Below are 17,541 nucleotides of genomic sequence, written 5' to 3' on the forward strand. Positions count from 1 at the left end.
GCAGTCCTTAATGTTGTTCGTCAGGCGTTGGCGTGTCGGCCGGCTCGGCCTCGCTGGCAGGGTCCTGCTCTGCGGGCTCGGCCGCATCCGCCGGTGCACTTTGCGGCGCCGGGCTGGACCGGTAGTCCGCGCGACGCTTGAGCTGAAACTCGCGCACCGCCGAGTTGTGATCGTCCAGGTCATCGGAGAACACATGGCTGCCATCGCCGCGGGCGACGAAGTACAGGCTGGTGCCATCGGACGGGTTGAGCGCGGCATGGATCGCCTCGCGCCCGACCATGGCGATCGGTGTCGGTGGCAGGCCAGTCATGGTGTAGGTGTTGTAAGGCGTCGGCTCACGCAGGTCGGCGCGGGAAATCTTGCCGTTGTAGCGCTCACCCATGCCGTAGATCACCGTCGGGTCGGTCTGCAGCATCATGCCCAGGCGCAGGCGGCGGACGAAGACGCCAGCGATCTGCCCGCGCTCCTGGGGAATACCGGTTTCCTTCTCCACCAGCGAGGCCATGATCAAGGCCTGGTAAGGGTCACGGTAAGGCAGGTCAGTGGTGCGCTCGGCCCATTCCTTGGCCAGCACTTCGTCCAGGCGCATGTACGCCTGCTGCAGCAGCTCGACGTCACTCATGCCGCGCACGAAGCGGTAGGTATCGGGGAAGAAGCGGCCTTCAGGGAACACGCCGGTGTGGCCGAGCTTGTCCATCACTTCGGAGTCGGAAAGGCCATCCAGGGTGTGCTTGAGCTTTTCATGCTTGGCCACCGCCGAACGCACCTGGCGGAAGGTCCAGCCTTCGACCAGGGTCAGGTTGTACTGCACCACATCGCCACGGCGCCAGACGTCGAACAGGTCTTCCACGGTCATGCCGGGGGTGAGGCGATACTCGCCGGTATGCAACTGCGTGCCGGCCATGTTGAAGCGCCAGTACAGGCGCAGCCAGACGGCGTCGTCGAGCAAGCCGTCGGCCTGCATGCGATAGAACATGCGGTTGGGGTTGGTGCCGCTGGGCACGTCGAGCAGGCGCTCTTCGGCCACATGCAGGGGCTGCTCCAGCACCGAGTTGATCTTCCAGGCCGACCAGCCCAGGGCCAGGCCGGCGAGGATCAAGCCCATTTCCAGCAGCAGCAGGAATTTGCGTCTCACGAATTCAGGTATCCAGTAACGTACGGGCAACGGCCTGCAGTTTACGGGTGAGCGGGCCCGGCGACCAGTTCAGCGCGGCAATTCCACGCACGGGCCAGACACCGTAGACACTGTTGCAGACGAATACTTCATCCGCCTGCTGCAGCTCGTCGAAGGCGATATCCCGCACCTGGACAGGTATGCCCAGCCGCTCAGCCTGCTGCAGCAGGGCGCCGCGCATCACGCCGGCTACGCCGCAACGACTGAGGTCAGCCGTGAGCAGCACGCCATCGCGCACCAGGAACAGATTGCTGTACACACCTTCGATCACCCTCCCCTGCCCGTCACGCATCAGGCCCTCGGCATGTTCGCTGTCCTGCCATTCGGCACGGGCCAGCACCTGCTCCAGGCGATTGAGGTGTTTGAGACCGGCCAGTAACGGTTGCTCCCCAAGCCGGGTCTGGCAGGGAAACAGTCGCACGCCGTGCTCGGCATGTTCGACAGGATAGCTGGGCAGCGGGCTGCCCTGGAGGATCCGACGCGGCGCAACGCCGGCAACGGGTGCGTAGCCACGCTGGCTGTCGCCACGGGTGAGGACCAGCTTGGCGACACCGTCACCGAGCTGGCTGGCGAAGCGCAGGATTTCATCTCGCACCAGCGCCAGGTCGGCGTCGATCATCAGACGCTGGCAACCCAGCGCCAGGCGGGCCAGGTGACCCTCCAACAGGCTGGGCCGGCCACCCCGCACGGCAATGGTCTCGAACAGGCCATCGCCGTAGGCCAGGCCACGGTTCTGCAAATTGATCGCAGTCGCGGGCTGGCCGTCGATCCAGCTGTGCATCAATCGGCGAACCGGCGGAATACCAGCGAACCGTTGGTGCCGCCAAAGCCGAACGAGTTGGACAGCACCACATCGATCGGCATGCTGCGCGCTACGTGCGGCACGAAGTCGAGGTCGCAGCCTTCGTCCGGCTCGTCAAGGTTGATGGTCGGCGGCGCCATCTGGCTGTTGATTGCCAACACGCTGAAGATCGCCTCGACTGCACCGGCAGCGCCGAGCAGGTGACCGGTCATCGACTTGGTCGAGCTGACCGCCAGCTTGTAGGCATGTTCGCCGAACACGCGCTTGATAGCCGCAACTTCAGCGATGTCGCCGGCCGGGGTCGAAGTGCCGTGGGCGTTGATGTAGCTGACGGCTTCAGGCTGGATGCCGGCATCGCGCAGGGCGTTGGTCATGCAACGGGCAGCACCTTCACCGCTGTCGGGCGGCGACGTCATGTGGTAGGCGTCACCGCTCATGCCGAAACCGACCAGCTCGGCATAGATGGTCGCACCACGGGCCTTGGCGTGTTCCAGCTCTTCGAGCACCAGGGCACCGGCACCGTCGGACAGCACGAAGCCATCACGGCCCTTGTCCCATGGACGGCTGGCACGGGTTGGCTCATCGTTGCGGGTCGACAGCGCACGGGACGCACCAAAGCCGCCCATGCCCAAGCCGCACGCGGCCATTTCGGCGCCACCGGCAATCATCACGTCGGCTTCGCCGTAGGCGATGTTGCGCGCGGCCATGCCGATGCAGTGGGTGCCAGTGGTGCAGGCGGTGGCGATGGCATAGTTCGGCCCCTGCAGACCCAGGTGGATCGACAGGAAACCGGAGATCATGTTGATGATCGAACCCGGTACGAAGAACGGCGAAATACGGCGCGGGCCTTGCTCGTGCAAGGTACGGCTGGTTTCTTCGATGTTGGTCAGGCCGCCGATACCCGAGCCCATGGCCACGCCAATGCGCTCACGGTTGGCGTCGGTAACTTCCAGGCCGGCATTACGCACCGCCTGGAAACCGGCCGCCAGGCCGTACTGAATGAACAGGTCGAGCTTGCGGGCCTCTTTGGCCGACAGGTACTGCTCAACCTCGAAGCCTTTCACCGAGCCGCCAAAACGGGTGGAGTAGGCAGACAGGTCCGTGTGCTCAATCGGACCAATGCCACTGCGGCCAGCCAGAATGCCCTGCCAGGTGCTCGGTACATCGGTACCCAGTGGCGACAGCATGCCCATACCGGTGACCACGACGCGTCTACGCGACACAGTACTCTCCTTTTCTAATCACAGAGTTTCTTGCCATTGCATTCAAGCAATGGAATGAAATGGCAACAAGCTCTCGTAGCGAACGAATCGACGCCGCTGGCTCGCAAAGAAAAAACCGCACGCCGGCAAAGGCAGTGCGGTTCTTCTCGACAAGAAGCGTCGACTACAACGTCTTAAGCCTGGTGGTTTTTGACGTAGTCGATTGCAGCTTGAACGGTAGTGATCTTCTCGGCTTCTTCGTCAGGGATTTCGGTCTCGAATTCCTCTTCCAGAGCCATCACCAGCTCAACGGTGTCAAGCGAATCGGCACCCAGGTCATCGACGAAGGACTTCTCGTTAGTCACTTCCTCTTCCTTGACGCCCAGTTGCTCGGCGACGATTTTCTTGACGCGTTCTTCGATGGTGCTCATACCTAGTTTTCACTCCTAATGGACATATGTCAGGCAGCTGGCCGGTGACCAAGTTTATAGAAAGACGTTCGCTTTTCAAGCGGAACGCACCTTCCCTTTAGCCACCGCACCCGCTGCCTGGAATCTGGTTGCAGCTTTATAACGGATTTTAGGCTCGCAGTATGACTCTTTTTTGAAGCAATCCGTCACATTGCGTTGCAGTTTTACATGTACATCCCGCCGTTGACCGGCACGGTAGCGCCGGTAACGTAGCCAGCGCCGTCCGACGCCAGGAACGAAACCACCTTGGCGATTTCGTCGGCCTGGCCCAGGCGGCCCAGCGGAATCTGGGTCTGCAGGGCTTCGCGCTGCGCTTCTGGCAGCTCGCGGGTCATGTCGGTGTCGATGAAGCCCGGGGTCACCGAGTTGACGGTGATGCCACGCGAGCCAACTTCACGCGCCAGGGCGCGGCTGAAGCCTTCGAGGCCGGCCTTGGCCGCTGCATAGTTGGCCTGGCCAGCGTTGCCCATGGCACCGACGACCGAACCGATGCTGATGATACGACCCCAACGCGCCTTGGTCATGCCACGCAGCACGCCCTTGGACAGACGGTAGAGGCTGTTCAGGTTGGTGTCGATCACGTCGAACCACTCGTCGTCCTTCATGCGCAGCATGAGGTTGTCGCGGGTGATACCGGCGTTGTTGACCAGAATGGCCGGCGCGCCGAACTGCTCGCCGATGGCGCCCAGTACCGCTTCCACCGACTCGGCGCTGGTAACGTTCAGTTCCATGCCGGTGCCGGCGATGCCGTGCTCTTTCAAGGTGGCGGCGATGCGCTCGGCACCGGAAGCCGAAGTGGCGGTACCGATCACGGTCGCGCCCTGGCGGCCCAGCTCGAGGGCGATGGCCTGGCCAATACCACGGCTGGCGCCGGTGACCAGTGCAACTTTACCTTGCAGGCTCATGCAAGCTTCTCCAAATCAGGCCAGCGCCGCACGGGTGGCGGCGACAGCGTCAGGGGTATTGAGGTTGTAGGTGGTCACGCCGTCGGCGCAACGCTTGTTCAGGCCAGCCAGGACCTTGCCCGGGCCGCATTCGACCAGGTTGACCGCACCGTTGGCGGCCAGGGTCTGCACGCATTCAACCCAGCGCACCGGCTGGTAGAGCTGTGCCAGCAGGTCCTGCTTCAGGGCATCGAGGTCGGCGGCGATGGCGGCAGTGACGTTCTGCACCACCGGGATCTGCGGGGCCTTCCATTCGATGGCGTTGACGAACTCGGCAAAGCGCTCGGCAGCCGGCTTCATCAGGGCGCAGTGCGACGGCACGCTGACCGCCAGCGGCAGGGCACGCTTGGCGCCCTTGGCCTTGCACAGCTCCATGGCGCGGTCGACCGCTGCCTTGTTACCGGCGATGACCACCTGGCCTGGCGAGTTGAAGTTCACGGCGCTGACCACTTCGTCTTCGGCCGCTTCGGCGCAGATTTCCACCACGACGGCGTCATCCAGGCCCAGGATCGCAGCCATGGCGCCATGACCGGCAGGCACGGCTTCCTGCATCAGCTGACCACGACGCTCGACCAGGCGCACGGCATCTTTCAGCGACAGGGCGCCGGCAGCGACCAGGGCGCTGTATTCACCCAGGCTATGGCCGGAGACGAAGGCCGGTTGCGCGCCGCCCTCTTCCAGCCAAAGGCGCCACAGGGCGATGGAGGCGGTGAGGATCGCCGGCTGGGTCTTGTCGGTCTGGTTGAGTTGTTCTTCCGGACCTTCCTGAACCAGCTTCCACAGGTCATAGCCCAGAGCCTCGGAAGCCTCCTTGAAGGTCTCGATGACCACCGGCTTCTCAGCGCCAAGTTCGGCGAGCATGCCCAGCGACTGGGAACCTTGACCGGGGAAGACGAATGCGAGGGATGCAGACATTGAACAAGCCCTTATGATCTTGTCGTCGAATGGGGTGCGCCGAGCCCAAGGCTAGACGCAGAATATGAAAACTTGGATGGAAACACAGACCAAGCGGTCACATTTAAGCACTTCATCGGCGAAATGCCTAAGGCAACAAATCTTCGAGGCGGCCGTGCAGCCGCTGCGGGAGGTTTTCCTGGATCTCGATCAGCGCCCGCTGGATCGCGCTCTGGAAGCCCTGCACGCCTGCCGAGCCGTGGCTCTTGATGACGATGCCTTGCAGGCCGAGGAAGCTCGCGCCATTGTGCCGCGCCGGCGCCAGGTCGGCCTGCAGGCGCTTGAGCAGCGGCATCGCCACCGCCCCGGCCACCCGCGCCAACGCGCCGCCCTTGAACAGCTTTTCGATGCGCTCGCCGATCATGGTCGCCAGCCCTTCGCTGGACTTGAGCAGGATGTTGCCGACGAAGCCGTCGCACACCACCACATCCGCCTCGCCGCGATACAGGCCGTCACCTTCGACGAAGCCGACATAATTGAGGCCGCGGGCATTCTGCAGCAACGTGGCCGCCAACTTGACCTGCTGGTTGCCCTTGATGTCCTCGGTGCCGATGTTCAGCAGCGCCACGCGCGGCCGATGAATACCCAAGGCCTGGGCAGCCACGGAGCCCATGACGGCGAACTGATAGAGGTTCTCGGCACTGCAATCGACGTTGGCACCCAGGTCGAGCAGTTGGCAGTAACCTGCCTGGGTCGGGATGGCCGCGACCATGGCTGGCCGATCGATACCCGGCAGGGTCTTGAGCACGAAACGCGACAACGCCATCAGCGCCCCGGTGTTGCCGGCACTCACGCAGGCCTGGGCCTTGCCGTCACGCACCAGTTCGAGGGCGATGCGCATCGACGAGTCTGGCTTGCCGCGCAACGCCTGGGATGGCCGCTCGTCCATACCGATCACCTCACTGGCGGCGACAATCTGCAGACGCGCGCGATCCGCAGCCGCTAGGCCGCTGACAAGATCTTCAAGGAGGGAGGGTTGACCGACGAGGGTCAGATGCAGCGAGGGGGTAGCCGAAAGGCAGGCAATGCTAGCCTGGACAATGCTGCGGGGACCGAAGTCCCCGCCCATTGCGTCGATCGCGATGATCTGAGCGGACAAGGATTACTCGTCAGCGCCCTTGTCGACCACTTTGCGACCACGGTATACGCCTTCTGGCGATACGTGGTGACGCAGGTGTACTTCACCGGTGGTTTTCTCTACCGACAGCGCGTTTTCCGACAGGGCGTCGTGCGAACGGCGCATGTCACGGGCAGAGCGGGATTTTTTGTTCTGCTGAACAGCCATAATTGATTAACTCCTAAACGTTTGGGTCACGCTTTAACTGCGCCAAAACACTGAACGGGTTGGACCGCGATACCTCGTCCTTGCTCGATTCGGGCTCGTCTGCGCCCGCCGGCTGCTGGCAATCTTCCGGATGATGAGCAGGCACGATGGGCAAGGCGAGCAGCAGCTCTTCCTCGACCAAGGCCTGCAGATCCAATGGATCTTCGCCCAGTTCCAGCACGTCATAGCCTTTCGGCAACGACTGGGTATTCGCACCCTCCTTCACCACGGCGTAAGTACATTCGCTATGGATCGGCAGGGTGACCAGCTCAAGACAACGCTGGCAAACCATTTTGACTTCGACATCCAGCTCGCTGTGGATAACCACCACGTGCTGTTCATCTCGTTCAAAATCGAACTTCGCCTGCACCATACCGACATTGTCGGAAAGCGGGTCGCAGAGTCTTTCCAAATCAGCGAGTTGCAGCGTACCAGTGATGGATACGCCTCGGTCGGCTAATTTGCGCGGGTCAACGTGAGGTGGAATCGGGTCATTCAACATAGGCGCAGCATTCTAGGGATGCCCCCCGCCCCTGTCAAAGGAAATTAGGCGGCATCTCGCATGTTAGAATCAGGTTCAACTGACCAGGAGTCTACCATGCTGCCTCTGTTGCTGGCTTCCAGCTCTGCCTACCGGCGCGAACTGCTCGCGCGCCTGCGCCTGCCCTTCACCTGGGCAAGCCCTGATCTAGACGAGCGGCGCCTGGCCGACGAACCCGCCGTTGAGCTGGTACGGCGCCTGGCCAGACAAAAAGCCGAAGCGCTTGCCGCCAGCCATCCAGGGCACCTGATCATCGGCTCCGACCAGGTCGCGGTGCTGGGCGAACAGATCCTCGGCAAGCCACACACCTTCGATCGAGCTTGCGAGCAATTGCTCGAAGCCAGCGGCCAGCAGGTGACCTTCCTGACCGGGCTGGCGCTGCTCAATACCGCGACCGGGCACTGCCAGATCGACTGCGTGCCGTTTACGGTGACGATGCGCGAACTGGACCGGGAGCGCGTGGAGCGCTATGTGACAGCGGAGCAGCCGCTGGATTGCGCCGGGAGCTTCAAGGCGGAAGGATTGGGGGTGAGCCTGTTTCAGAGCACACACGGGTGCGATGCCACCAGCCTGATCGGGCTGCCGCTGATTCGGCTGGTGGATATGCTGAACCAGGAAGGCGTGGTCATACCTTGAGATTTTTTGGGGGCGCTTTGCGCCCCTTTCGCGACACAAGGCCGCTCCCACAGATTGCCCGCGATCTTCTGTGGGAGCGGCCTTGCGTCGCGAAAGGGCCACGCAGCGGCCCCAGCAATTTCGAATCAGCGCAGCTGAGGCCCCTGGAACCCCATCCACATGGCCAGATGCTCGGCCACGCTGGCGCCAATGCGTTTGGAGAAGCGATCGAACGGCGATTCCTGCACGGTGTAATCGACCAGGTCCTTCTCACCCACGATCTCACGCGCCACATAGCTGGCACTGCCGAGCCCATCCACCAGCCCCAGCGCCTTGGCCTGCTCACCCGACCAGACCAAACCGCTGAATAGTTCCGGATGCTCCTTGTCCTTCAGGCGGTCGCCCCGCCCCTGCTTCACCATGGCAATGAACTGCTGGTGCGTGGTGTCCAGCACACCCTGCCAGAACGCGCGCTCATCAGGCTTTTCAGGGGAGAACGGATCCAGGAAAGCCTTATGCTCGCCCGCAGTATAAGTACGCCGCTCGACACCCAGCTTCTCCATTGAACCGACGAAACCGTAGCCGGCCGCCGTCACACCAATGGAGCCAACCAGACTGGCCTTATCGGCATAGATCTCATCCGCCGCACTGGCGATGTAGTAAGCGCCCGAAGCACCCAGATCAGTGATCACCGCATACAGCTTGATATCCGGGTGCTCACCACGTAAACGGCGGATCTCGTCATACACATAGCCCGCCTGCACCGGGCTGCCACCCGGACTGTTGATGCGCAGGACCACCGCCTTGGTCTTGGGGTCCTTGAACGCATCGCGCAGGCTCTTGACGATATTGTCGGCGCTGGCCGCTTCCTGATCGGCAATCACCCCGCGCACCTCAACCAGGGCCGTGTGATTACCACTGCGCGACGCGGCCTTGTCCACATCCATGAACGGCAGGAACAGGGCCAGAATGCCGAACAGGTAGACGAAGGTCAGCAGCTTGAAGAAAATCCCCCAGCGCCTGGATCGACGCTGCTCCTGAACCCCAGCCAACAGGGTCTTTTCCAGCAGCTTCCAGCTCTTCTGCTCGACACGAGCCTCTTCGTTCTGCGCTTCACGCGCCTCGCGAGCGAGGCGCTCCTCTTCGGTTTCGTTAACCGGCGCTTTCCACTCGTCAGCCATGCTCACCTACCTTGGAATTGAACTTGCCTGGAACCTGCCAGCCACTCGCGCAGCTGGGAAAAATGATCGATGCATACCTGCGGGCCGAATTCGGCCAGTGCCTGCAGCGACATGGCGCCATAGCTCACCGCCACCGAATGCATGCCGGCGTTGCTGGCCATCTGCAGATCGAATGCCGAATCTCCGACCATCAGCGCCCGCCCGGGTTCGACTCCGCAATGCCCGAGGATCTCCTCTAGCATCAGTGGGTGAGGCTTGCCACGGGTTTCGTCGGCGGCACGGGTAATGTCGAAGAATTGCTCCCAGCCATTGGCCTTGAGCACGCGATCCAGCCCACGACGCGCCTTACCGGTCGCTACCGCCAGGCGATAACCCTCGGCGCGGAAGGCATCCAGCGATTCGACCACACCCTCGAACAGCGGCGAAGGTTGCTGATCCAGGGCCATATAGATGTCGGCGTAGTGCTGACGGAAGGTTTCGACCTGCAGCGGATCAAGATGTGGATACAGCGTCGAGATGGCTTCGCCGAGCGCCAGGCCGATGATGCCCTTCACGGCATCCTCAGGGCTTGGCGCCTCGCCGGCACGCTCGGCAGCGGCATTCATCGCCTCGACAATGCGGCCGATGGAATCGGCCAGGGTGCCGTCCCAGTCAAAAATCAGTAACTCATAAGGTTTGTTCGACAGATCACGACGCACTCAAACGCTCCACGGTCTTCGCCCAGACTTCGTCCACAGGCGCTTCGAGTTTCAGCTCGCCACCATCTGGCAGCGGCACGGTCAATGCGTAGGCATGCAGGAACAGGCGCTTGCCACCCAGCTCGCGGATCTCGCGGCTGAAGTCCTCGTCACCATACTTGCTATCACCGGCGATCATGTGCCCGGCATGCAGGGTATGCACGCGAATCTGGTGGGTGCGACCGGTGATCGGGCGCGCCTCGACAATGGTGGCGAACTCGCCGAAGCGGCGCAGCACACGGAACAGGGTCAGCGCCTCCTTGCCCTCGTCATTGACTTCGACCATGCGCTCGCCGGAGCGCAGGTTGCTCTTGAGCAGCGGCGCGTTGACCTGCTTCTTCGAGGTCGGCCAGTGGCCACGCACCAGCGCCATGTAGCGCTTGTCCACGCCATCACCCCGCAGGGCGGCATGCAGGTGGCGCAGCATGCTGCGCTTCTTGGCGATCATCAGCAGGCCCGAGGTGTCGCGGTCCAGGCGGTGCACCAACTCCAGCTCCTTGGCATCCGGGCGCAACTGCCGCAGCGCCTCGATCACGCCGAAGCTCAGGCCGCTACCACCGTGCACGGCGATACCGGCCGGCTTGTTCATCACGATCAGCGCCTTGTCTTCGTAGACGATGGCAGCTTCCAGGCGCTGCAGCAGCCCCTGGGCCACCGGCGCAGGCTCGTCACGCTCAGGCAACCGGACAGGCGGCACGCGCACGATATCGCCAGCCTGGATCTTGTACTCAGGCTTGACACGCCCCTTGTTGACCCGCACCTCACCCTTGCGCAGGATGCGGTAGACCAAGGTCTTGGGCACGCCCTTGAGCGCCGTGATGAGGAAATTGTCGATGCGTTGGCCGGCAAGTTCCGGCGCGACTTCGATCAGCTGAACGCCGGAAGTCGGAGGGGTATTGGTCGTCATGGCGGGGATCATAACAATTATTTATGGAATTGAAGCACTTAATCATCAATGCTATAGTCGCGAACGCCGCCAAAAGCGGCAGGCCAGTGAAACCAGGCCCTGGGCCGGTTCCTGACCTACGCAGTTCTCCAGGACGCGAGGCCGTCCTACGGGGTTTTCGCCAGTTTACCGAATTGCCTGGAATCGCCACCAGCGCTGTGTAGAGAAGACCGAAAAAAAACGACAAGTGTGGTTTTTCACCTGCTTCCCGATTCTTTTCGCTGCACCTCTGCCCGCCCCCGTCGCTTCCACGCAACGCAAGGCGAATGCTTCGGAAATACCTGCCTTGGATATGTAATGGCGTCAGCTTCCCGTTCGAAGCTGGCGAAAAATGCAACCCGTTGCGGATTCAGCGCGCGGCAGCACCCGAATTATCAGGGATACGTGCAGGGTGGAGATGCACAGCCCTCGGACCGTGTAGCACCGCGTCCGGCCACCGGCCCACTGAATGGCCGGCGAGCGGATAAGGTCCTGAACAGATGCCCCCGGGCGTCCACGGCTGACGGTTGATTCCTCCTCCTGACTGAGTGCACGAGGCCCGCTTGGTTGATTCGGATACCCATTCGAAGCCACCGGGGCCTGGTAGGCACCGCAGCAAACAGGACGCGTCGTCGCGACAACGGCAGGCTGGGCAACCGGCTGGTGCCGAACGTTGCTCGACACGGGGGTGGCCCGGCCACCCTTTGCGCACCTTGGCACCGACCATGAGAAGTCGTGTGTGCCGAACGCCGTTTCCGGCAGCCCGGAAACCGACGGTACAACATGAAAAGAATGCTGATTAACGCAACTCAACCCGAAGAGTTGCGTGTAGCCCTGGTGGACGGCCAACGTCTCTACGACCTGGACATCGAGTCCGGCGCGCGCGAGCAGAAAAAGGCCAACATCTACAAAGGCAAGATCACCCGGATCGAGCCCAGCCTCGAGGCCGCCTTCGTCGACTTCGGCTCCGAACGTCACGGCTTCCTGCCGCTGAAGGAAATCTCCCGCGAATACTTCAAGAAGGCTCCTGAAGGCCGGGTCAACATCAAGGAAGTCCTGAGCGAAGGCCAGGAAGTCATCGTCCAGGTCGAGAAGGAAGAGCGCGGCAACAAAGGCGCCGCCCTGACCACCTTCATCAGCCTGGCTGGCCGCTACCTGGTGCTGATGCCAAACAACCCGCGTGCCGGTGGCATTTCCCGCCGCATCGAAGGCGAAGAGCGCAACGAACTGCGTGAAGCCCTGAACGGCCTGACCGTGCCGGGCGACATGGGCCTGATCGTGCGCACTGCCGGCCTTGGCCGCAGCAGCGAAGAAATGCAGTGGGACCTCGACTACCTGCTGCAACTGTGGACCGCCATCAAGGAAGCGTCCCAGGACCGCGCCGCGCCGTTCCTGATCTATCAGGAAAGCAACGTCATCATCCGCGCCATCCGCGACTACCTGCGCCAGGACATCGGCGAGGTGCTGATCGACAGCATCGATGCCCAGGAAGAAGCCCTGACCTTCATCCGCCAGGTGATGCCGCAGTACGCCAGCAAGGTCAAGCTGTACGAAGACAGCGTGCCGCTGTTCAACCGTTTCCAGATCGAAAGCCAGATCGAGACCGCCTTCCAGCGCGTCGTCGACCTGCCGTCCGGTGGCTCGATCGTGATCGACCCGACCGAGGCCCTGGTCTCCATCGACATCAACTCGGCGCGCGCCACCAAGGGCAGCGACATCGAGGAAACCGCCCTGCAGACCAACCTGGAAGCGGCCGAGGAAATCGCCCGCCAGCTGCGCCTGCGTGACATCGGCGGCCTGATCGTCATCGACTTCATCGACATGACCCCGGCGAAGAACCAGCGCGCTGTAGAAGAGCGCGTGCGTGAATGCCTGGAAGCCGACCGCGCCCGCGTACAGGTCGGCCGCATTTCGCGCTTCGGCCTGCTGGAAATGTCCCGTCAGCGCCTGCGCCCATCGCTCGGCGAAAGCAGCGGCATCGTCTGCCCACGCTGCTCCGGCACCGGCATCATCCGTGACGTCGAATCGCTGTCGCTGGCCATCCTGCGCCTGATCGAAGAAGAAGCCCTGAAAGACCGTACTGCCGAAGTACGCGCCCAGGTGCCGATCCCGGTGGCCGCGTTCCTGCTCAACGAGAAGCGCAACTCGATCACCAAGATCGAACTGCGTACTCGCGCACGCATCATCATCCTGCCGAACGACCACCTGGAAACCCCGCACTTCGAAGTTCAGCGCCTGCGCGACGACAACCCGGAAGTGCTGAACAACCAGTCCAGCTACGAAATCGCCGCCGCCGAAGCCGAAGAAGCGCCGCAGCCGACCGCCACCCGCACCCTGGTTCGCCAGGAAGCGGCGGTGAAGACCGCCCCGGCCCGCGCCAACGCCCCGGTACCGAGCGCCGCCGAAGAGCAGCCTCAGCCGGCCGCCCCGGTAGCCCCTGCGCCGAGCGCGCCTGAGCCAAGCCTGTTCAAGGGCCTGGTGAAGTCGCTGGTCAGCCTGTTCGCCGGCAAAGAAGAACCTGCCGCCGCGCCGGTCGTTGCCGCTACCGAAAAGCCAGTCGCCGAGCGCAGCCAGCGCAACGAAGAGCGCCGCAACGGCCGCCAGCAGAGCCGTAACCGCAACGGTCGTCGCGATGAAGAGCGCAAGCCGCGCGAAGAGCGTGCCGAGCGCGCCCCGCGTGAAGAGCGTCAACCACGCGAAGAACGCGCACCTCGTGAAGAACGTGCTCCACGTGAAGAGCGCGCACCTCGTGAAGAACGTGCTCCACGTGAAGAGCGCGCACCTCGTGAAGAGCGTGCACCACGCCAGCCACGTGAAGATCGCCGTGGCAACCGTGGCGAAGAGCGCGTACGTGAGCTGCGTGAGCCACTGGACGCCACCCCACCTGTCGAACGCGAAGAGCGTGCGCCACGCGAAGAACGCGCCCCTCGCGAAGAACGTGCTCCGCGTGAAGAGCGTGCACCTCGCGAAGAACGTGCACCTCGTGAAGAACGTGCACCTCGTGAAGAACGTCAGCCTCGCCCACCTCGCGAAGAACGTCAGCCTCGCCCACCGCGTGAAGAGCGTCAGCCACGCCCGGACGAACAAGCCGCCGAGCAGGCTGCCGAACTCGCCGATGAGCAACTGCCGAACGAAGAGCTGCAGCAGGACGAGCAGGAAGGTACCGATGACGAGCGCCCACGTCGTCGCTCTCGCGGGCAGCGTCGTCGCAGCAACCGTCGTGAACGTCAGCGCAATGCCAATGGCGAGCTGATCGAAGGCAGCGACGAAGAAGGCAGCGAAGAGCAGCCACAACAGCACCAAGCCACCGAGCTTGGCGCCGAACTGGCTGCCGGCCTGGCCGTTACCGCTGCCGTCGCCAGCAGCCACATCAGCGCCAACGCCGAAGCTGAGGCTAACCAGCAAGCCGAGCGTGCCAGCGCCGAAGCCGTTACCACCGAAAACAGCGAAGTCGCCCAACCGACCGAGCAGGTTGCAGTGGTTGCTCAAGCCGAAGAAGCTGTTATCGCGCCGGTGGTCGAACAGCCCGTCCGCGAGCCGGTCGCCGTGGTCGAAGCCAGCGTCGAGCCAGTGGTCGAAATTGCGCCGCAGCCAGTGGTTGAAGAAGCCCCTGCCGCCGAGCCGGTAGTGGTTGCCGAAGCACCGGTTGAAGCCCCTGTTGTCGAAGCCAAGGTGATCGAAGCGCCAGTGGTCGAGGGCGGTGAAGCCGAGAAGGCTCAGGTTGTGGCTGAAGAAGCACCGGTTGCCGAGCAGCCAGTTGCAGTCGTCGAAGCCCAGCCGGAAGTGGTTGCAGAACCTGCACCTGCCGTCGTTGAAGCCGCCCCGGTAGCCGTCGAGCCGGCCCCTGTCGAAGCAGCACAGGCCGTCGCCGAAGCCGCCACCGTGATGCTGCCAAACGGCCGCGCGCCGAACGACCCACGCGAAGTGCGTCGCCGCAAGCGTGAAGCCGAGGCCGCAGCCAAGGCTGCGCAGGAAGCCGCCGAGCCAGTGCTGGAAGCAGCCGATGAGCACAAGCCTCATTGATAGCCGACGCTGAATGAAAAAGCCCCGCCAGTGCGAATTGGCGGGGCTTTTTCTTGGCTATCTGTTCAGCAGAACCGGCCTCTTCGCGGGCACGCCCGCTCCTACAGGAATCCCACTTCCTTCAGGTCTTGTGATACCCCTGTGGGAGCGGGCTTGCCCGCGAAGAGGCCGGGACAGGCGCTGCAATCAGTAAAGATTGGGCTCCATTTCCAGCTCCACCCCGAACCGCTCCAGGATATCCGCCTGGATTCGCTGCGCCAGCGCATACACCTGCGCTCCGCTCGCCTGGCCATAATTGACCAGCACCAACGACTGCAACCGATGCACGCCGGCATCGCCTTCACGGTAGCCTTTCCAGCCCGCCTGTTCGATCAGCCAGCCCGCTGCCAGCTTCACCTGTCCGTCAGCCTGGGGATAAGCGACCACCCCCGGATATCGGGCACGGATGCGCTCCACCAGCCCAGCTGACACCACCGGGTTCTTGAAGAAGCTACCGGCATTGCCCAGCTCGGACGGGTCCGGCAGTTTCTCGCGGCGAATGCTGCAAATGGCGTCACTGATCGCCTGTGCGCTCGGTTGCTCGACACCCTGCTCCAGCAGACGTTGGCGCACTGGCCCGTAATCCAGGTGGGCACGCAACGTACGGCTCAAGGCATAACGCACTCGCAGGATCAACCACCGACCGGCGTTGCGCTTGAACACGCTGTCGCGGTAACCGAAGGCACACGCCTCCAGGTCAAAATCACGCAGCTCGCCGGTCTCCCGGTCCAGCGCGGTCAACCCGGCGAACACATCCTTGACCTCGACCCCATAGGCGCCGACGTTCTGCATCGGCGCAGCCCCCACGGTACCCGGGATCAGGCTGAGGTTTTCCAGGCCACAGTAGCCTTGCGCCAACGACCATTGCACGAACGGGTGCCAGGGTTCGCCAGCCTCCGCTTCGACCACCACCCGCTCGCCGTCGTCGCTCAGCACGCGTCGACCACGGCTGGCCATGTGCAATACCACGGCATCAATATCGCGGGTCAGCAGCAGGTTGCTGCCACCACCGATCACCTGCACTGCCAACTCACGCTGACGCGCCTGAGCCAAAGCCTCGCGCACTTCGTCATCGCAGTGCGCCTGGGTGAAATAGCGGGCTTTTACATCAATACCGAAGGTGTTGTAGGCCTTCAGCGAAACCTGTTCCTGCCAAACCGCTGTCATAGCCGCCCCTTGATTTCCACGACCAGCTCGCGGCACGCAGCCTCGATCAGGTCGAGCACCTGCTCGAAGCCTTCGGCGCCGCCATAGTAAGGGTCCGGCACTTCGTCCAGGGCCGCACCGTAGCGGCGCAGGAACAGGTCGAGCTCGCCAGCGGCGTTGTGCGGGCGCATGGCTCGCAGGTGACCGAGGTTGCTCTCATCCATGGCCAGGATCAGGTCGTACTCATCGAAATGCGCCACCTTGACCTGCTGGGCACGTTGCTGCGACAAGTCATAACCACGCGCCAGCGCCGCCTTGCAGGTGCGGCTGTCAGGGGCCTTGCCGACATGCCAGTCGCCGGTACCGGCAGATGCCACATGCACCTGCTCAGCCAGGCCGGCCGCCTGCAACTGATGGCGCAGCACGCCTTCGGCGGTGGGCGAGCGGCAGATGTTGCCGAGGCAGACGAACAGGACGCGCATCAGGCCTCCAGCAAGCGCCGTACGCGCTCCAGGTCTTCAGGGGTATCGACACCCACGGCTGGCGCTTCGATAGCGTCCTCAACGTGGATGCGCACGCCATGCCACAGCGCACGCAGCTGCTCCAGGGCCTCGGTCTGCTCGAGCCAGCATGGGCCCCAGCTGACGAAGTCCTGCAGGAAGCCGACGCGGTACGCGTACATGCCGATGTGACGACGATACGGCGCGCTCTCCGGCAACACGTTGCGGTCCTTGGCAAAGGCATCGCGAGCCCACGGCAGCGGCGCGCGGCTGAACGTCAGGGCCAACCCGTTCTTGTCGCTGACCACCTTGACGGCATTGGGATTGAACACGGTTTCCGGTTCATGGATCGGCTCGGCCAGGGTGGCGATGCCGGCTTCCGGGTGGGCAGCCAGGTTGGCGGCCACCTGGTCGATGATCACCGGCGGGATCAGCGGCTCGTCACCCTGCACGTTGACCACGATGGCATCGGCCGGCAGGCCAAGGTGCGCGGCCACTTCGGCCAGGCGGTCGGTGCCCGACTCATGGTCGGCGCGGGTCATCAGCACTTCGGCGCCGAAGGCCTGGCAGGCTTCGAGGATACTGGCGTCATCGGTGGCGATGACCACGCGGTTTGCACCACTCTTGCGCGCCTGCTCCCAGACATGCTGGACCATCGGCTTGCCGGCGATCGCCAGCAATGGCTTGCCCGGCAGGCGCGTGGAGCGCAGCCGGGCAGGAATGACCACGGTGAAATTCACGCTCATTTGTCCAGACGCTCATCGTCGGTCAAGGTACGCGCCTCGCTTTCCAGCATCACCGGGATGCCGTCGCGGATCGGGTAGGCAAGGCCCGCGCCCTTGCTGATCAGCTCGGTCTTGTCGGCGCTGAGCTTGAGCGGGCCCTTGGTGATCGGGCAGGCCAGGATATCGAGCAGTTTGGTGTCCATGGAAGCGTCCTTGAGGCCGGATGGCCGGAAATTGAA

General features: G+C 63.2%; 18 protein-coding genes. 2 read left to right on the forward strand and 16 right to left on the reverse strand.

What is annotated here, in order from left to right; genetic code table 11:
* Window positions 1–7 precede the first annotated feature (7 nt).
* The 9 genes from mltG to N430_RS19015 all read right to left on the reverse strand — a co-directional run bounded on the left by mltG (window position 8) and on the right by N430_RS19015 (window position 7,372).
* Window positions 8–1,135 carry an endolytic transglycosylase MltG gene (mltG, locus tag N430_RS18975; RefSeq protein ID WP_110638333.1) on the reverse strand — a complete coding sequence of 376 codons (1,128 nt, stop codon included), beginning with the start codon at window positions 1,133–1,135 and terminating at the stop codon, window positions 8–10.
* A 4-nt stretch (window positions 1,136–1,139) separates the two neighbouring features.
* Entirely contained in the window at window positions 1,140–1,955 is an 816-nt protein-coding gene (gene pabC / locus N430_RS18980) for an aminodeoxychorismate lyase (RefSeq protein WP_110638332.1), read from the reverse strand.
* Window positions 1,955–3,199 carry a beta-ketoacyl-ACP synthase II gene (gene fabF / locus N430_RS18985; RefSeq protein ID WP_110638331.1) on the reverse strand — a complete coding sequence of 415 codons (1,245 nt, stop codon included), beginning with the start codon at window positions 3,197–3,199 and terminating at the stop codon, window positions 1,955–1,957. The genes pabC and fabF overlap by 1 nt, the downstream gene beginning before the upstream one ends.
* Window positions 3,200–3,372: 173 nt before the next feature.
* On the reverse strand, window positions 3,373–3,609 hold the full coding sequence (gene acpP, locus N430_RS18990; protein WP_110638330.1) for an acyl carrier protein: 237 nt from the start codon (window positions 3,607–3,609) through the stop codon (window positions 3,373–3,375).
* Window positions 3,610–3,812: 203 nt separating this feature from the next.
* Window positions 3,813–4,553, reverse strand: a complete 741-nt coding sequence (gene fabG / locus N430_RS18995; RefSeq protein WP_060513100.1) for a 3-oxoacyl-ACP reductase FabG — start codon at window positions 4,551–4,553, stop codon at window positions 3,813–3,815.
* A gap of 15 nt (window positions 4,554–4,568) precedes the next feature.
* Entirely contained in the window at window positions 4,569–5,507 is a 939-nt protein-coding gene (fabD, locus tag N430_RS19000) for an ACP S-malonyltransferase (protein WP_110638329.1), read from the reverse strand.
* A gap of 127 nt (window positions 5,508–5,634) precedes the next feature.
* Window positions 5,635–6,645, reverse strand: a complete 1,011-nt coding sequence (plsX, locus tag N430_RS19005) for a phosphate acyltransferase PlsX (RefSeq protein WP_110638328.1) — start codon at window positions 6,643–6,645, stop codon at window positions 5,635–5,637.
* Between the two features lie 3 nt (window positions 6,646–6,648).
* The gene (gene rpmF, locus N430_RS19010) at window positions 6,649–6,831 is read right to left on the reverse strand and encodes a 50S ribosomal protein L32 (RefSeq protein WP_003247154.1); all 183 of its coding nucleotides are present in this window, start codon (window positions 6,829–6,831) and stop codon (window positions 6,649–6,651) included.
* Between the two features lie 13 nt (window positions 6,832–6,844).
* On the reverse strand, window positions 6,845–7,372 hold the full coding sequence (locus N430_RS19015) for a YceD family protein (RefSeq protein ID WP_110638327.1): 528 nt from the start codon (window positions 7,370–7,372) through the stop codon (window positions 6,845–6,847).
* Between the two features lie 96 nt (window positions 7,373–7,468).
* Here N430_RS19015 and N430_RS19020 point away from each other — a divergent pair, with 96 nt between their 5' ends.
* Window positions 7,469–8,047 (forward strand): nucleoside triphosphate pyrophosphatase, encoded by a 579-nt coding sequence (locus N430_RS19020; RefSeq protein WP_110638326.1) that lies wholly within the window; start codon window positions 7,469–7,471, stop codon window positions 8,045–8,047.
* A gap of 125 nt (window positions 8,048–8,172) precedes the next feature.
* Here the strand turns inward: N430_RS19020 and N430_RS19025 are convergent, their stop codons facing one another.
* From N430_RS19025 to rluC, 3 genes are read right to left on the reverse strand one after another with little or no spacing between them, the layout of a single operon-like run.
* Window positions 8,173–9,207: a S49 family peptidase gene (locus N430_RS19025; protein WP_110638325.1), complete on the reverse strand. Its 1,035-nt coding sequence runs from the start codon at window positions 9,205–9,207 to the stop codon at window positions 8,173–8,175.
* A gap of 2 nt (window positions 9,208–9,209) precedes the next feature.
* Window positions 9,210–9,905 (reverse strand): HAD family hydrolase, encoded by a 696-nt coding sequence (locus N430_RS19030; RefSeq protein ID WP_256592151.1) that lies wholly within the window; start codon window positions 9,903–9,905, stop codon window positions 9,210–9,212.
* Window positions 9,895–10,851 (reverse strand): 23S rRNA pseudouridine(955/2504/2580) synthase RluC, encoded by a 957-nt coding sequence (gene rluC / locus N430_RS19035; protein WP_103449704.1) that lies wholly within the window; start codon window positions 10,849–10,851, stop codon window positions 9,895–9,897. The genes N430_RS19030 and rluC overlap by 11 nt, the downstream gene beginning before the upstream one ends.
* Window positions 10,852–11,652: 801 nt before the next feature.
* Between rluC and rne the strand changes: the two genes are divergently transcribed.
* On the forward strand, window positions 11,653–14,892 hold the full coding sequence (gene rne / locus N430_RS19045; protein WP_110638324.1) for a ribonuclease E: 3,240 nt from the start codon (window positions 11,653–11,655) through the stop codon (window positions 14,890–14,892).
* Between the two features lie 186 nt (window positions 14,893–15,078).
* Here rne and murB read toward each other — a convergent pair whose 3' ends face one another.
* Genes murB through N430_RS19065 form a run of 4 tightly spaced genes read right to left on the reverse strand, consistent with a single transcriptional unit; the run spans window position 15,079 to window position 17,505 of the window.
* Window positions 15,079–16,098: a UDP-N-acetylmuramate dehydrogenase gene (murB, locus tag N430_RS19050; RefSeq protein ID WP_110638323.1), complete on the reverse strand. Its 1,020-nt coding sequence runs from the start codon at window positions 16,096–16,098 to the stop codon at window positions 15,079–15,081.
* Window positions 16,095–16,559, reverse strand: coding sequence for a low molecular weight protein-tyrosine-phosphatase (locus N430_RS19055; RefSeq protein WP_110638322.1), 465 nt, complete (start codon window positions 16,557–16,559; stop codon window positions 16,095–16,097). The genes murB and N430_RS19055 overlap by 4 nt, the downstream gene beginning before the upstream one ends.
* Window positions 16,559–17,323 carry a 3-deoxy-manno-octulosonate cytidylyltransferase gene (gene kdsB / locus N430_RS19060; RefSeq protein ID WP_110638321.1) on the reverse strand — a complete coding sequence of 255 codons (765 nt, stop codon included), beginning with the start codon at window positions 17,321–17,323 and terminating at the stop codon, window positions 16,559–16,561. The genes N430_RS19055 and kdsB overlap by 1 nt, the downstream gene beginning before the upstream one ends.
* On the reverse strand, window positions 17,320–17,505 hold the full coding sequence (locus tag N430_RS19065) for a Trm112 family protein (protein WP_003247142.1): 186 nt from the start codon (window positions 17,503–17,505) through the stop codon (window positions 17,320–17,322). The genes kdsB and N430_RS19065 overlap by 4 nt, the downstream gene beginning before the upstream one ends.
* Window positions 17,506–17,541: the final 36 nt, after the last annotated feature.

It is taken from the genome of Pseudomonas sp. CC120222-01a (assembly GCF_003097235.1).
Lineage (GTDB): Bacteria > Pseudomonadota > Gammaproteobacteria > Pseudomonadales > Pseudomonadaceae > Aquipseudomonas.

Bases quoted from the DNA above. Each gene is read 5' to 3' on its own strand.
- acpP (WP_110638330.1), bottom strand. From the start codon at position 3,609: ATGAGCACCATCGAAGAACGCGTCAAGAAAATCGTCGCCGAGCAACTG.
- murB (WP_110638323.1), bottom strand. From the start codon at position 16,098: ATGACAGCGGTTTGGCAGGAACAGGTTTCGCTGAAGGCCTACAACACC.
- rluC (WP_103449704.1), bottom strand. From the start codon at position 10,851: ATGACGACCAATACCCCTCCGACTTCCGGCGTTCAGCTGATCGAAGTC.
- rne (WP_110638324.1), top strand. From the start codon at position 11,653: ATGAAAAGAATGCTGATTAACGCAACTCAACCCGAAGAGTTGCGTGTA.
- N430_RS19025 (WP_110638325.1), bottom strand. From the start codon at position 9,207: ATGGCTGACGAGTGGAAAGCGCCGGTTAACGAAACCGAAGAGGAGCGC.
- kdsB (WP_110638321.1), bottom strand. From the start codon at position 17,323: ATGAGCGTGAATTTCACCGTGGTCATTCCTGCCCGGCTGCGCTCCACG.
- N430_RS19015 (WP_110638327.1), bottom strand. From the start codon at position 7,372: ATGTTGAATGACCCGATTCCACCTCACGTTGACCCGCGCAAATTAGCC.
- rpmF (WP_003247154.1), bottom strand. From the start codon at position 6,831: ATGGCTGTTCAGCAGAACAAAAAATCCCGCTCTGCCCGTGACATGCGC.
- N430_RS19055 (WP_110638322.1), bottom strand. From the start codon at position 16,559: ATGCGCGTCCTGTTCGTCTGCCTCGGCAACATCTGCCGCTCGCCCACC.
- N430_RS19020 (WP_110638326.1), top strand. From the start codon at position 7,469: ATGCTGCCTCTGTTGCTGGCTTCCAGCTCTGCCTACCGGCGCGAACTG.
- fabD (WP_110638329.1), bottom strand. From the start codon at position 5,507: ATGTCTGCATCCCTCGCATTCGTCTTCCCCGGTCAAGGTTCCCAGTCG.
- N430_RS19065 (WP_003247142.1), bottom strand. From the start codon at position 17,505: ATGGACACCAAACTGCTCGATATCCTGGCCTGCCCGATCACCAAGGGC.
- fabG (WP_060513100.1), bottom strand. From the start codon at position 4,553: ATGAGCCTGCAAGGTAAAGTTGCACTGGTCACCGGCGCCAGCCGTGGT.
- pabC (WP_110638332.1), bottom strand. From the start codon at position 1,955: ATGCACAGCTGGATCGACGGCCAGCCCGCGACTGCGATCAATTTGCAG.